The 15,763-nt window shown below is 50.3% G+C and carries 11 protein-coding genes, 1 tRNA gene and 1 pseudogene; 7 read left to right on the top strand and 6 right to left on the bottom strand.

The features are described 5' to 3' along the window. From QVP67_RS00610 to QVP67_RS00635, 6 genes and pseudogenes are all read right to left on the bottom strand, one after another. Positions 1-361 (bottom strand): annotated as a pseudogene (locus QVP67_RS00610) (phosphatase PAP2 family protein); the annotation flags it as partial. Between the two features lie 39 nt (positions 362-400). Continuing rightward, on the bottom strand, positions 401-2,314 hold the full coding sequence (locus tag QVP67_RS00615; RefSeq protein WP_022161626.1) for an LTA synthase family protein: 1,914 nt from the start codon (positions 2,312-2,314) through the stop codon (positions 401-403). A 166-nt stretch (positions 2,315-2,480) separates the two neighbouring features. Beyond that, the gene (locus QVP67_RS00620) at positions 2,481-3,932 is read right to left on the bottom strand and encodes an ATP-binding cassette domain-containing protein (RefSeq protein ID WP_022161627.1); all 1,452 of its coding nucleotides are present in this window, start codon (positions 3,930-3,932) and stop codon (positions 2,481-2,483) included. Positions 3,933-3,946: 14 nt separating this feature from the next. After that, entirely contained in the window at positions 3,947-5,944 is a 1,998-nt protein-coding gene (pulA, locus tag QVP67_RS00625; protein ID WP_288179747.1) for a type I pullulanase, read from the bottom strand. A 50-nt stretch (positions 5,945-5,994) separates the two neighbouring features. After that, entirely contained in the window at positions 5,995-6,564 is a 570-nt protein-coding gene (gene ruvC / locus QVP67_RS00630; RefSeq protein WP_022161629.1) for a crossover junction endodeoxyribonuclease RuvC, read from the bottom strand. After that, complete coding sequence (locus QVP67_RS00635; protein WP_071149054.1) at positions 6,561-6,863, bottom strand: DUF4286 family protein; 303 nt, start codon at positions 6,861-6,863, stop codon at positions 6,561-6,563. Before QVP67_RS00635 ends, ruvC begins: the two co-directional genes overlap by 4 nt. Before the next feature lie 113 nt (positions 6,864-6,976). On the opposite strand from QVP67_RS00635, the gene QVP67_RS00640 reads away from it, so the two are divergent. The 7 genes from QVP67_RS00640 (at position 6,977) to QVP67_RS00670 (ending at position 15,673) form a co-directional block, all read left to right on the top strand. Further along, positions 6,977-7,050 (top strand) — tRNA-Ala (locus tag QVP67_RS00640). A gap of 755 nt (positions 7,051-7,805) precedes the next feature. Continuing rightward, positions 7,806-8,840, top strand: coding sequence for a phenylalanine--tRNA ligase subunit alpha (gene pheS, locus QVP67_RS00645; protein ID WP_022161632.1), 1,035 nt, complete (start codon positions 7,806-7,808; stop codon positions 8,838-8,840). A 139-nt stretch (positions 8,841-8,979) separates the two neighbouring features. After that, on the top strand, positions 8,980-10,176 hold the full coding sequence (locus tag QVP67_RS00650; RefSeq protein WP_022161633.1) for an MFS transporter: 1,197 nt from the start codon (positions 8,980-8,982) through the stop codon (positions 10,174-10,176). Between the two features lie 43 nt (positions 10,177-10,219). Continuing rightward, positions 10,220-10,894 carry an endonuclease III gene (gene nth / locus QVP67_RS00655; protein WP_022161634.1) on the top strand — a complete coding sequence of 225 codons (675 nt, stop codon included), beginning with the start codon at positions 10,220-10,222 and terminating at the stop codon, positions 10,892-10,894. 148 nt (positions 10,895-11,042) lie between these two features. Then, positions 11,043-12,302, top strand: a complete 1,260-nt coding sequence (locus tag QVP67_RS00660; RefSeq protein WP_113740855.1) for a phosphoglycerate kinase — start codon at positions 11,043-11,045, stop codon at positions 12,300-12,302. A gap of 72 nt (positions 12,303-12,374) precedes the next feature. Then, positions 12,375-13,406: a porin gene (locus QVP67_RS00665; RefSeq protein WP_022161636.1), complete on the top strand. Its 1,032-nt coding sequence runs from the start codon at positions 12,375-12,377 to the stop codon at positions 13,404-13,406. 71 nt (positions 13,407-13,477) lie between these two features. Then, positions 13,478-15,673, top strand: a complete 2,196-nt coding sequence (locus QVP67_RS00670) for a tetratricopeptide repeat protein (RefSeq protein WP_022161637.1) — start codon at positions 13,478-13,480, stop codon at positions 15,671-15,673. Positions 15,674-15,763 lie beyond the last annotated feature (90 nt).

Below are 15,763 nucleotides of genomic sequence, written 5' to 3' on the forward strand. Positions count from 1 at the left end.
GGCAGGAGGGGAAACCGTAGCGACCGCCCCGGTAACCGTTCACAATCTGCACCAGGTCCGAAATGGGGTTCTCCAGATTGGCCGGGCGAAGACGGCATGCCAACGGACGAATCAGGGTGGCGCATACCTGGTCGGCAAAGGTGATAGTCAACGCTACCGTGACGATGCAACCCAGCGCCATCTTCCATCCCAGGTTACGGAATATCACATACAATATGGCGGCATACATGGGAATCCACACCAACTTGCCGCTGAAGGCATACATAAAGTAATCGGCCCACTCCGCACGCCATCCGTTGATGGCCAGCAGCAAATCGGTGTCCGCATCGGACAGGACCGACAAAAAGTCAATTAACATCATCTCTCGGGTTCTGTTGTTTAGGGTTATCGGTTCAGTGATTTATCGGGTTGCCAGGTCGTCGTACAACTTCTGCAGATAGGCCTCGCCTGCACGCAGATTGGCGCCTTTGTGCTCTCCTTCGTCAAGAACGACCTTGCCCGACTGGTTGTCGAATATCAAATGGTTGTCGGCTGTAGCCACACCGAAGGCATCGGGCACGGTGAAGAAGGCGAAATGAGGTGACGCCGGGTTCATCAGGTCCTTGCTGAACACAAATTCGCCGTGCGGCAAGCCCAGTTGTGCCAGCAGCGTTGCAGCAATGTCCTGCTGCGAACCGTAGACATCGATGCGGCGCGGCTTCTCGATGGCACCGCCCACCATCAGCAACGGTATCTGGTAACGTTCTATCATGAAGTTGTTCACAGGTTCGGGCGTAGCTCCCAGGTGATCGGGGACAAGCAGTACGACGGTGTTTTTCCACTGGGGCAACTCACGGTATTGCCTTATGAAGTCGCCCACGCAACTGTCGGTGTAGGCAAACGAGTTCATGGCGTCGTTCTCCAGACGGCGGTAGGGCACTTCGAAGGGCTCGTGACTGCTAGAGGTCTGAATGACGCGGTAGGCAGGCTGCTTCTGTCCGTCGGGGGCAGGAAGGGTGGCTGCCTCTTCCTTCAGGTCGTCCAGCAGGCGGCGGAACACCAGATGGTCGTGCACGCCCCACTTGCTCAGACGGTCGGCAACGGGGAAGTCCCTGTCGGCTACAATGTCTTCGAAGCCCGACGACATCAGATACGAACGCATGTTGGTGAAGTCGGCATCGCCACCATAGTAGTACTTGGCACTGTAGCCTGCTTTCTTCAGACTGCCGGCTATGGCAGGCAGGTTCTGCGTCTTACGCGGATATTTCATGATGCTTGTCGTGGGCTGTGCCGGATAGCCACTCAGTATCGATACAAGTCCGCGGTCGGTACGAAAGCTGTTGGCATAGAAGTTGGTGAACAGCACACCTTCGCGGGTCAGACTGTCCATCTGCACCGCAATGTCGGGTGCGCCGCCCAGTGTAGTCATCAGCCGTGAAGAGAAACCTTCCAGAATCACGATGCACACGTCGGGCCGCTGTGTATTGAACAGGGTGCGGTCGGCCATTGTCAGCGAATCGGTGGCCAGGGCACGCAGCGAATCGGCAGGTTGTGCGGCTCCTTCGACAGCCGGGTCAATCAGGGTGGCAAACAGCCGGTCGGCCTCGTCCGGCTCCATAAAGCGATACTGACTGGCAAAGTCTTTCTGTTTGGACAACGACTCCATCAGGCTGAAGGCCGGGTTGGTAGCAGCATGGTTCAGCAGGATATTGGTACTGAAATAAACCTTACCAGTGTTCATCGTCGACACCGTAAAGCCTCCACGGATAGGGATAAACAGCAATCCCGTCAGCAGAAGCAGCAGGAACGACATGCCCAGACGATGGTAAGGCAGCTTCATCTGACGGTACTTCTTCCCTATCAGCAACACACGGAAAAGCCAGTATAGCAACATGGCATACACCGCCATGACGAGTAATCCGCCCAGCACAAACCACACACTGACACTGGCCATCGCCTCCTTAGGCGAGGAAAAGAAGTAAAACAGCGGAGTAGCATCAAGACGGAAACCCCAGTAGCCGTACAAAGCAAGGTCGACCACGAAAATAACGGAAAGCAATATGGATATGAACAGGAAATACCCCTTCCAGATGCGGTGCAAAGCTCCCGACAGTGTCCATACGGTCACAATGGCCAGCAGCCCGGGAATCAGCGTCAAGTATCCTGCCAGCGACAGGTCGAGCGGAAGGCCGTGCCACATCACCTGCAGCCAGTCCTTCCACGAGGCATCGGCATACAGCGAATGATAGCAGAGCATGAACAACGGCTTCTGCACAACGAAGATACAGACGAACAGAAGATATGTCTTGAGGAATGCAATGAGTCTTTCTTTCATGGTGTCTTTTCTAGCTACTTTTTATCTAAGAATCTGATATTCCGGACAAAAATAGGCTTTTTATTTCTATTTCCGGTCATGATGCTGAAAGAAAAACGAAAAATGCCCTGCATCTGGAGCAATACAGACCAGCATACAGGGACATCAGGGAGGGTCGGCATCCGCCTTAATGGCGTTCCAGATGCAGACGATGGGTTATCGTGGCAGGTAGCTCGTTTTCGTAGTGAGTAACCATGATCAGCGTCTTGTCGCGTCGCTGGCAAAAGGCTTCGATCACCTTCTTCACCCGCCGGCGGTTGTAGGTATCCAGCCCATGCAACGGCTCGTCAAGAATCAGCAGTTCCGGGTCCTTCACAAAAGCCCGTGCCAGCAAGGCCAGCCGTTGTTCGCCGCTGGACAACTGCAGGAACGGACGGTCCTTCAGGGCGGCAATGCCAAATATGTCCATCCACCACTCGCATACCGACATCTGTTCCTCCTTGGGGCGCTTGTACAGTCCGATGCTGTCGTGCAGACCCGAAGCCACAATCTCGATGGCAGGCAGGTTCTTCAGATAAGCGCGGTGCATCTCGGGGCTGACGTAGCCGATGTGTTTCTTTATCTCCCAGATGCTCTCGCCCGAACCGCGCTTACGTCCGAACAGGCTGATATCGCAGGCATACGACTGGGGATTATCGGCGCACACCAGACTGAGCAGGGTCGACTTTCCCGCACCATTCTCGCCACTCAGTGCCCACTTCTGGCCGCGCATAACGGTCCAGTCAAGGTCCTTCAGGATGGTACGGTCGCCATAACGGATGCTTACCTTGTTCAGCCGGACCACCTCGGCGGAATCGTAGTTGGCATGTTCGTAGGGATAGTTCAGGATGCGTTGTTGCAGTTCGTCGAACGACTGGGCTGTGTCCTGCTCGCGGAAGGCCTTCAGATACTCCGCGCGCGTCATCTTGGGACCAACCGTCCGGTTGCTGACGGGCACTACATGGGTGATAAACGAGGGGATGTCGTCGAGCATCGAGAGTACCAGCACAATCTGCAACGAAGCAAGCCGCGTCAGTTCGTCCAACAGTTGGAACAGCAGATCGCGTGTCGCCGCATCGAGGCCGATGAAAGGATTGTCCATAATAAGGATGCGGGGCGAAGTCAGCAGCGTCTTGGTCAGCTGGAACTTGCGCAACTCTCCGCTGGAAAGCAGGATGATTTTCTTTTCCAGCATCGGTTCGATGCGGAACAGGTCGAACAGCTGTTGCTTCAGGGCATCGTCCTTGATCGTCCCCAACAGGTCGCGCACCACGGGGGCATCGTCCTGATCGTGTGCATTCCAACGTTGCTGGTAGTAATAATTGGCATCGGCCGACCCGTACGTGTCGCGAAAAGCTATGTATTTGATGTTATCATAAACCGCTTTCGAAGCCGAAGGAGAAAAGTCGTAAGACAATTCACCTTCGTACAAAGGATATTTGCCTGTCAGCATATCGACCAGCAGACTCTTGCCGGCTCCGTTGGGACCGACGATGGCGATGTGCTCCCCGTCCATAAAGTCGAGTGAGACGGGACGAGCCAAACGCACAAGCGGGTTGCGTACTACGCCCCCCGCTAAATGTATTGTATAATGTGGCATGCTATAGAAATAAGTTACTGATATATGATCATGGCCGACTGCGGCGCTACCTTCAACGAGGGGCCATAGATTGTTGCCAGTCCTTTCTCGTTGACCAGTCCGTTCTGGCAGACCACCGTATACTTGCCTTCGGGTACCGACAGCGAGGCAACCTCACGACGGGCATTCAACACTACGATGATGTCTTTCCATGTATCGCCTCCAGCATGATCCTTCAAGCGGTAAGCCACGAGGTTCGTACCTTCGACAGGCAGGAACTCCAGATGCTTTCTTACCAGTTCGGCATCGCCCAGACGGAAGGCCGGATGATTGCGACGCAACTGTATCAGCCCCTTGTAGTAGGCAAATGCGTCGGCATTGAGCGTCTTGCGATCCCAGTCGATGGCGTTGATGGAGTCCGGACTCTGATAGCTGTTGTGCACGCCTTTCTTGTCGCGCATCACTTCTTCACCGGCATAGATGAAGGGAACACCTTGCGAAGTAAACACGGCCGTCTGTGCCAGCTTGTCCAAGCGTACCAGCTCCTCAGGCGTGATGCCCGGAACACTTGCCTTCAGGCGGTCTACCAGACACATATCGTCGTGACACGACACGTAGCTGATCATCTGCGTAGGCTGTCCGGCCCAGGGAGCCTTGCTGTAATTCACCGAATCGTTGTTAATCTGCGGATGCTTGACGGCACCTGCAATGCCGAACTTGATGCTTTCTTCTCCACCCGGCAGTCCGGCCAGAAATGCGCCTTGCTCGTTGTTGTTGAAAGGTCCTCGGAGAGCATCGCGCATCTCGTCGGAGAAAGCGGCGATGCCAGGCATCTTGTAAGTATTAGCCTTCATGGCCAGCGAATCTTCGGGCATCTGCGGTGCCGAAGCAGCCCAGCCTTCACCATATATAAATATGGTAGGATCGACAGCCGAAGCGGCCTTACGTATTTCGTTCATCGTTTCGATGTCGTGGATGCCCATCAGATCGAAACGGAAACCGTCGATGTGATATTCGTTGATCCAGTAGAGCACTGACTCGATCATGTACTTGCGCATCATGGGGCGGTTGCTTGCCGTCTCGTTGCCACAAGCCGAACCGTCGGCCAATGTACCATCAGTTTTCTGACGATAGAAGTAACCGGGCACGGTACGTTCGAAATTGCTTTCAGCCGTGTTGAACGTATGGTTATAAACGACATCGAGCACTACGCGGATGCCTGCCTTGTGCAAAGCCTGCACCATCTGCTTGAACTCACGGATACGGACTTCCGGACGATAGGGATCGGTGGAATAAGAGCCTTCGGGCACATTGTAGTTCAATGGGTCGTAGCCCCAGTTGTATTTGTTTTCATCCAGACGGGTCTCATCGACCGAAGCATAGTCGTACGAAGGCAGGATATGCACGTGCGTCACACCCAGCTCCTTCAGGTGGTCGATGCCGGTAGCCATTCCGCCGGGGTTCTTCGTACCGGTCTCGGTCATGGCCAGGAACTTGCCCTTATGCTCGATGCCCGATGAAGGATGTACGGAGAAGTCGCGGTGATGCACTTCATAAATGATAATGTCAGCAGGACTTGCCAGCGGCGGACGCTTGTCCTCGGCCCATCCTTCGGGATCGGTCTCGCGCAAGTCGATGATGGCAGCACGCTTGCCGTTCACTCCTACTGCCTTGGCGTTGATACCGGGAGTATCGCCTTGCCACTTTCCGTCTATCTTCACGTTGAAGGTGTAGAATTTCCCTTTCAGATCTTTTTCTACTTTTGTCTTCCAGGTACCTTCCTCGGCCCGTTCCATGCTGACGGTCTCGTAGGCATGTCCACCTTCGCCAGCCTCGTAAAGCATCAGGCGCACTTCGTCGGCTGTAGGTGCCCACAGCGTAAACCGGGTTGCCTCGGGTGCATACTCCATCTCGGTCAGACTACCGGAGCGAACCGGATAAAGTTCAAAAGAAGTGTATTCGTTTTTGGCCGGAGCACAACTGACAACTGTGGCCGCCGCTACTCCAATGATTACCAAATCGTTCAGCTTCACCATACTGTTATTATTTTATTGTTTCAATAATTTCGTTCATTTGTTCCTGTCTATCCTTTTACCTTGTCGGGATTCTTGGCGATGAAGTCTTTCCATCCACGGTAGCTTTTCTCCACCGCCGGACGCCCCATCTGCAGGTAGTGGCAATAGGCGGCTGCCAGAGCATCGGTAGCATCCATAAAGGTAGGCATGTCGGCCTTGCTGAAGTGCAACATGCGCTGCAACATATCGGCCACCTGCTCTTTCGAAGCCTGCCCGTTGCCCGTGATAGCCATCTTTATCTTCAGCGGGGCATATTCCGTAATCGGGATATCGCGACTCAATGCTGCCGCCATGGCTACTCCCTGTGCCCGTCCCAGTTTCAGCATGGACTGCACGTTCTTACCGAAAAAAGGTGCTTCGATGGCCACTTCGTCGGGCAGATAGCTCTCGATGATGCTCAATACCCGTTCATGGATATGCCGCAATTTCAGGTAGTGGTCGCCAAACTTACGCAGGTCGATGATGCCCATCGCTATCATCTCGGGCTTGACACCCGTCACCCGCAAAACGCCATATCCCATGATGGTAGTTCCCGGGTCGATGCCCAGAATGATTTTTTCCTTTACCGGCTGTATCACACGATTACCTCCATCAGTGTAGGGAAGCCCACTACTTTGTCTTTGAACAGCTTCATCATCTCCTCATTCAGTTTCACGCCCTGTTCGGTGTGCCAGCGGTGCAGACTGGCAGAATCTTCTACCTCGAACTGCACAGAATAGCAGTTGCCTTCTTCGCGATGGCTCAAGATGCGAGTAATACGCGGTGAGCGCAATATCCCTGTTTTCTCCACTTCGGGCAAGTAGTATTCCTGCATCCAAATCAGGAAATATTTCTCCTGCCCGTCTTCCACATGATAGGTTGTATTATAGACCAGCATAACTTTTTTCTTATTTTTCTCCGCAAACATAGCAATTATTTCAGAATTATGCATTATATTTGCGCCGTCAAAACAAGAAAACGTTCCGCAAACGTTTCAATGACGCTTAAATTGGGGTATTAGCTCATCTGGCTAGAGCGCGACACTGGCAGTGTCGAGGTGAGCGGTTCGAGTCCGCTATGCTCCACGAAAGAGGATGTACTGAAAGATACACCCTCTTTTCTTTTTTATCTTCTTTCTGAGCTTTCCCACATTGCCGGCTACTTTCAAAATGACACTTTGCATTTCTTAATCCACGAGAATCGGATATTTCCGCCCGATAGACAAGGCGAACGAAATTTCGCAAGAACAAAGCATTCATTCTGCTGATCCATAGCACAATAGCAAAATATTTACAGATGAAATAAAAATAAAAAGCTCCTGAGACATCGCTAAAACTAAGTTATCGGGCAGAAAAAGCCTTGTGTTCGGGAAGGACAAATCATGTGGCCGAGCATCGCAAGCACTGTTCGCGTTCCGTACAAGCATTTCTCGCACTCCGCACAAGCATTGTTAAAGCTCTCCACAAGCGTTGATAAGCATAAAAAGAAAGGGAAAATGAATTTCAAATGTATCTTTATGCGATTCTATAAACATTTTCAATCTATTTCTCACTTTTCAGCCTACTTTAAGAAAAACGCCGTGTCAGCCAGTATCTACAAAAAAGATATTTTCTGAAAGCAAACTGCAGCATTAACCGACAGAAGGGCAAAATACATCCAAACGTATTTTATTTCCATCAGCCACAGGAACTGCGCAGGTGCAGACAACAAAAAGATTCCCTACATGCCTACCGAACTTCTGCCACTTGCACAAAATTAACGGCCCCAAGACAAGCTATATCGTAATAAAATTGTATCTTTGCATCGTTTTTTACTTTAGGAATAACATAAGATAATAACTATGATAGCTAAAATCGAACAGCTTCTGCAAGAAGTAGAAGCAATGAAAGCCGCCAATACTGAGGAACTCGAAGCGCTCCGCATCAAATACCTCAGTAAAAAGGGAGCCATCAACGAACTGATGGCAGACTTCCGCAACGTACCCGCCGAACAGAAGAAAGAGGTAGGTATGAAACTGAACGAACTGAAAAACAAAGCCCAAGAAAAAATCGCTGCGCTGAAAGAACAATTCGAAAGCCAGAATACGGGTTGCGACAACCTCGACCTGACACGCTCGGCCTACCCCATCAAGCTGGGTACACGCCATCCGCTTTCCATTGTAAAAAACGAAATCATTGATATCTTCGCACGCATGGGATTCAACATCGCCGACGGTCCCGAGGTAGAAGACGACTGGCACGTATTCTCGTCCATGAACTTTGCCGAAGACCATCCGGCACGCGATATGCAGGATACATTCTTCATCGAAAACAACGAGGGAAATGTTACGCACAATGTCATCCTGCGCACGCACACGTCGAGCGTACAAAGCCGCGTGATGGAAACGACACAACCGCCCATCCGCGTCATCTGTCCGGGACGTGTATACCGCAACGAAGCCATCAGCTACCGTGCACACGCTTTCTTCCATCAGGTAGAAGCCCTGTACGTAGACAAGAACGTATCGTTCACCGACCTGAAGCAGGTGTTGCTGCTCTTCGCTCAGGAAATGTTCGGTAGCGACACCAAGATTCGTCTGCGTCCGTCCTACTTCCCCTTCACCGAACCGAGTGCCGAAATGGACATCAGTTGCAACATTTGTGGCGGAAAAGGCTGTCCGTTCTGCAAGAACACGGGCTGGGTAGAGATTCTGGGATGCGGAATGGTAGACCCCAACGTACTGGAACTGAACGGAATTGACAGCAAGGTATACAGCGGCTATGCCCTCGGTATGGGTATCGAACGTATCGCCAACCTGAAGTACCGCGTCAACGATTTGCGCCTCTTCTCGGAAAACGATGTCCGTTTCCTGAAAGAGTTTGAGGCGGCACAATAACCGAGAAATCTCGTTCAACACATTCTTTTTCATTTTTCATTAGGCACTAATTACACGAAAAACACCGTGTTGCCTCCCCTTCCGACATGGCAACCGTGAGATTCGTATAATTCGTGCCTAAAACATTTTTTTCACACACATGAAGGACAGGCTCGTTACCCCCAGTTATTGCTTTATCCTTGCGGCCAACTTTCTGTTGTTTTTCGGCTTCTGGCTGCTGATGCCGGTACTTCCCTTCTACCTGGCGGAAGTATTTCAGGCCAACAAAGCCACCATTGGTGTTGTCTTGTCGTGCTACACCATCGCGGCCTTGTGCATTCGTCCTTTCTCCGGCTATCTGCTCGATACTTTTGCCCGCAAGCCATTGTATCTACTGGCCTATTTCATCTTTACTGCCATGTTTGCAGGTTATCTGGTAGCAGGTACACTTACCCTGTTCATCCTCTTCCGCATTATCCACGGCGTATCGTTCGGCATGGTTACCGTAGGCGGCAATACCATCGTCATCGACATTATGCCCTCCTCGCGCCGCGGTGAAGGTCTGGGTTACTACGGACTGGCCAACAACATCGCCATGTCTATCGGCCCCATGACAGGACTGTTCCTACACGATGCCAGTGTCTCTTACCCCATCATATTCTGCTGCTCGTTAGGCTCCTGCCTGACCGGTATGCTGTGTGCTTCGGCCGTAAAGACTCCCTACAAGCCCCCCGTCAAGCGCGAACCCATCTCGCTTGACCGCTTTATTCTGCTGAAAGGTCTTCCGGCAGGCATCAGCCTGTTGCTGTTGTCCATCCCCTACGGTATGACTACCAACTACGTAGCCATGTACGCCAAACAGATCGATATCCAGGCATCTACCGGATTCTTCTTCACCTTCATGGCCGTTGGTATGGCCGTGTCGCGTCTCTTCTCGGGCAAGCTGGTAGACAGAGGAAAAATAACACAAGTCATTGCCGCAGGACTGTATGTCGTCATTGTCAGCTTCTTCCTGTTGGCGGCGTGTGTCTACATCATCCGCTGGAATAGTGATGCATGCACTGTCCTCTTCTTTCTGATAGCCTTGATGCTGGGCATCGGCTTCGGCATCATGTTTCCTGCCTACAATACGCTTTTCGTCAATCTGGCTCCCAACAGCCAACGCGGAACAGCCACTTCCACCTATCTGACTTCGTGGGATGTAGGCATCGGCATCGGAATGCTGGCAGGAGGCTACATTGCCGAAATCAGTACCTTCGACAAGGCTTATCTGTTCGGCGCATGCCTCACCATCGTGTCGACTCTTTATTTCCACCTGAAAGTGTCTCCGCACTATCACAAGAACAAATTAAGATAAGCAGACAGCAACAGAGATTTCACTCCAAAGCCATCCCATATATATGAGAAAAAAAGAACGTTACGAAAAGATATTAGCCTGGTTTCGCGAGAACCGCCCAATAGCCGAAACCGAACTGCACTACAGCAATCCTTTCGAACTGCTGATAGCCGTCATACTTTCGGCACAGTGCACCGACAAGCGTGTCAACCTGATAACGCCTCCGCTGTTTCGCGACTTCCCGACCCCCGAAGCATTGGCTGCAACAACGCCCGAAGTTGTCTTCGACTACATACGCAGTGTGTCCTATCCCAACAACAAAGCCAAGCATCTGGTAGGTATGGCCCAGATGCTGGTCAAGGACTTCAACAGTCAGGTTCCCGACACACTGAACGAACTCATCAAACTGCCCGGAGTGGGCCGTAAAACAGCCAACGTCATCCAATCGGTCGTATTCAACAAAGCTGCCATGGCTGTCGACACCCACGTGTTCCGTGTCAGCCACCGGCTCGGTCTGGTTCCCGACCGTTGCACCACCCCTTTCAGTGTCGAGAAGGAACTGACTCAGAACATTCCTGCCGAAGACATCCCCATTGCCCACCACTGGCTCATCCTGCACGGACGTTACATCTGCCAGGCGCGTACTCCCCGGTGCGAGGAATGCGGGCTGCAACTGCTGTGCAAATATTATTGCTCAAAGTATAAAGTAAGCAAAGAGAGCGAAAACAGAGACAAATAAAATAACATTTATTCGTACAAAAGAAAAAAAATAAATGCTAACTTTGCGGCAAAAAGAAAAGAGAGACCAAATACAGGCCTGCCAAAGTGCAGCCAGTAACGCATCTCTGCCGGAAAAAAGAAAGTAACACTTTTAAATAAATATAGAGATTATGACAATTGATCAATTTAACTTTGCCGGAAAAAAGGCATTCGTTCGCGTGGACTTCAATGTACCCCTGGACGAAAACTTCAACATCACAGATGACACTCGTATGCGTGCCGCTCTTCCTACGCTGAAGAAAATTTTGGCCGACGGTGGTAGTATTATTATCGGTTCTCACCTGGGACGTCCGAAAGGCGTAGCCGATAAGTTCTCTTTGAAGCACATCCTGAAACACTTGTCTGAACTGTTGGGTGTTGAAGTACAATTTGCTAACGACTGTATGGGTGAAGAAGCTGCCGTTAAGGCTGCCGCTCTGCAACCGGGTGAAGTACTGTTGCTCGAAAACCTCCGTTTCTATGCCGAAGAAGAAGGCAAACCGCGTGGTTTGGCCGAAGATGCTTCTGACGAAGAAAAGGCTGCTGCCAAGAAAGCTGTAAAAGAGAGCCAGAAAGAATTCACAAAGAAACTGGCTTCTTATGCCAACTGCTACGTAAACGACGCATTCGGTACAGCTCACCGTGCACACGCTTCTACGGCACTGATTGCTAAATATTTCGATAAAGACAATAAGATGTTCGGTTACCTGATGGAAAAAGAAGTGAAGGCCGTTGATAAAGTATTGAACGACATTCACCGTCCGTTTACAGCCATCATGGGTGGTTCGAAAGTTTCTTCTAAGATCGAAATCATCGAAAACCTGCTGAACAAGGTTGATAACCTGATCATCACCGGCGGTATGACATATACCTTCACCAAAGCTATGGGTGGTAAGATCGGTGTATCTATCTGCGAAGATGACAAGCTGGAACTGGCATTGGATCTGATGAAGAAAGCCAAAGAAAAAGGCGTTAATCTGGTATTGGCTACAGATGCCAAGATTGCTGACTCTTTCTCGAACGATGCTAACACCAAGTTCTGCAAAGTAAACGAAATTCCTGACGGATGGGAAGGTCTGGATATAGGTCCTGAGAGTGAAAAAGCATTCGCTGAAGTAATCAAAGGTTCCAAGACTATCTTGTGGAACGGTCCTACAGGTGTATTCGAATTCGAAAACTTCACTCACGGTTCACGTTCTGTAGGTGAAGCTATCGTAGAAGCAACCAAGAACGGCGCATTCTCACTGGTAGGTGGCGGCGACTCTGTAGCTTGTGTTAACAAGTTCGGTCTGGCTCAAGGCGTATCTTACGTTTCTACTGGTGGTGGTGCATTGCTCGAAGCTATCGAAGGCAAAGTTCTTCCGGGTATTGCTGCTATCAACGAATAAAAGTCAATCTATTCATACCCCAAGGCAGCTCTTTGAAAAAAGAGTTGCCTTTTTTAATTTATATCTTTACGTATGAAACACATCCTGCTTTCCTGCCTCCTTCTGTTATGCGGAGGATACACACTCAAAGCACAGGAAAATACAAAAACAGCAAACGAAGTAATAAACACTCTGAAAGAACGCATTACCCTGCAGGGATATGCGCAAGTCGGTTACACCTACGACGACCAAAACGGAGGGAGCAACACGTTCGACATCAAACGCGTCATCTTCATGGCAAGCGGCCAGATAACCGACAAATGGTTATGCTACTTCATGTACAGTTTTGCCAATACAGGAAAAATACTCGAAGCTTACACTGAATACAAGTTTCTGCCCGAAATCAAAGTCCGGCTCGGACAGTTTAAAACCATGTATACTTTCGAGAATCCTATCTCCCCCTGCTATGTAGAGTTGATCAACTGCTATGCACAGTCTGTCAACTACCTGGCCGGTATCGACGGCAGCGATCCTCTGTATGGTTCAAACAGCGGTCGCGACCTGGGACTGATGGTATACGGTGACCTCTTCGACAAGCTGATAAGTTACAACCTGGCTGTAATGAACGGACAAGGCATCAACAAAAAAGACCTGAACAACCAGAAAGATATCGTAGGCCGCCTCATCTTCCATCCGCTGAAATGGCTGTCGGCAGGAGGTTCGTTTATAAAAGGAAAGGGACACGCCGTTGCCGCCTCTGCCTACAATCCCGAAATAGGTATAGGCGAAAACTATACACGCAACCGCTGGTCGGCAGGTGCCACGATTACCACCACTCCGGTTGACATCCGTACCGAATATCTGGCAGGAAAAGACGGAAACGTCAAAAGCGAAGGATATTATTGCACAGCATCGGTTCACGTATTGCCCAAACTGGACGTCATCGCTTCGTATGACTACCTCAACAAAAACAAGACTGCGGCAGACAAACAAACCAACTACGTGGCAGGGCTGCAATACTGGTTCTACCCCAAATGCCGTGTACAGGCACAATATACGTACTGCGACCGTCACAAGGGAGAAAGTTCCAACCTGATACAAGCCCAGATACAAGTCAGATTCTAAGCAAGTGTTTTTTGGCATCCTTTTTGTATATTTGCAACATATATAATCATACAAGAAAATATTCCCTATATATGAACGAGAAAAACATACAAGAGCAATACAATCATATCGTCCTTCTGCTGAAACAGAAACGCCTGAAAGAAGCCCAGTCGCAACTGCAGGCTTTCCTGTGGAATGCCAACAACTGGGAACTTCAGAACCGGCTGGAACAGGTACAAACCTCCTACCAGTACATGCTGCAATACATGAAACAGGGTACCGAGGACCCCGAAAGGCACAAACTGTACACACGCCTGCTGGCCGAAACCTGGGAAATTGCCGACCAGACACAGCTCAGTCTGCTGGAAAACGTTTCATCGCGCTATTACATCTGGCTGCGTAAAGGATGCAAATATCCCGTACCGGTACAAAGTCCGGGCGAGATACTGAAGGAACTGGAAGCCTACACCGACGACATGGCTGTCAGCCTGCTGAATCCCAGCGACATGAAGACCATCAACAAGGTTATCGAACGTCACGAAACGGCCCAGCAAGACATTGCATTGTCTACATGGGGAAACAGTGCCTGGACTACTACAGAGGCAACAGAAGCCCAACTCTATCTGAAATCGGAACTGATCTCATCTATCGACTTGTGCCTGTTTACCAGTATGGTTACTCTCAGCCTGATAGAATGTTTCGACGCACGTAAGCTATCTTGGCTGATGGATGCCTACACGCATGCTGATACGCAAGTCAACCAACGGGCATTGGTCGGTATCGCCATCGTTCTGCACTGTCATCCCGACCGTATCTCCCTTTATCCCGATCTGACAGCCCGTCTGTCCCTGCTCGACGAAAACGGTAACTTCGGCAAACAGCTGAACCGCGTCTACATGCAGTTGCTGTACAGCAAGGAGACTGACAAGATAAACAAGAAGATGCAGGAGGAAATCATTCCTGAAATGATAAAAAACGCGAATGCAGTCAGCAACATCATGAAATTCGACCTCGAAAACTCGTCCGAGGACAACGACCGGAATCCGGATTGGGAAAAGGTCATCAACCAGCCCGAATTCGAGAATAAGATGCGCGAGATGAACGAACTCCAGATGTCGGGAGCTGATATCAACATGAGCACCTTTGCCCATCTGAAAAGCTATCCTTTCTTTCAGAAACCTTACAATTGGTTCCTTCCTTTCGATAAGCGCCACTCTAGCATCGTCAACATATATGGTCTGAATCTGGACAATGAGGGCTCCACGCTTTCTTTCATCCTACGGGTAGGGAATTATTGCAACAGCGACAAATATTCGCTTTGCCTCATGATGGGAAGTCTCCCTTCTCAACAACGCCAGCAGATGTTGCAGCAAATGAATGTACAGGGGATAAGCGAGGCTATGGAGGACCAGATCAACCAATACTCCCAGCGGAGCGAGCAACCGGAGACCATCAGTAACCTTTATATACACGATATTTATCGTTTCTTCAAACTCAATCAGCGCAGAAGCGAGTTCCGCGACCCGCTTAAGGAGGACATCGCTTTACACAAGATTCCGGCACTGAAAGAGATATTGGGAAAGCCCGAACTGCAAAAGGCCATAGCCGATTTCTACTTTGCCCAGGAACATCCCATAGAGGCTTTGCAGATCTATCTCGATCTGATTGACAACAACCATGCAGATGCCGACCTTTTCCAGAAAGCAGGCTACAGCCTACAGAAAGAAAAACGCTACAAGGAAGCTATTGAAGCCTATCGGAAAGCGGATGTGCTGAAACCGGACCACGTATGGACCATACGTCATCTGGCAGTCTGCTACCGTCAGTGTGGCGATTATGCCTCGGCCCTTGAATACTACAAAAAGGCTGAAAGCATACAACCCGAAAACAAAAACATCATCTTTGCTATCGGCAGTTGCCTGGCCGAACAAGAACGTTACGACGAAGCCCTTCAACAGTTCTTCAAGCTGGACTTCATGGAAAACAACAGTCTGAAAGCCTGGCGTGCCATTGGCTGGTGTTCGTTCGTCAGTGGCAAATACCAGCAGGCCATGAAGCATTACGAGAAAGTAATTGCTGCCAAACCATCTGCTACCGATTACCTGAACGCCGGCCACGTAGCCTGGAGCTTGGGAAACCTGGAAAAGACATGTGAATACTACGAGAAATCCATTCTGGAACTCGGTGGTAAGGAGGCTTTCCTCGAAGTGTTCCTAAAAGATAAAGAAACCCTGCTGAAACAAGGCATCGCTTCCGAAGACATTCCGCTAGTGCTGGATTTAATCTAATCCGAACCTACTGTCGGCAACAGGCGAAAGGATGCGTTCGTTTCAGGCCAGTTAGGCAATAATTTTGAGGGTGTGTCGTAATACGCGATT

The sequence above is a fragment of the Bacteroides sp. CAG:633 genome (assembly GCF_000435115.1).
Lineage (GTDB): Bacteria > Bacteroidota > Bacteroidia > Bacteroidales > Bacteroidaceae > Bacteroides > Bacteroides ndongoniae.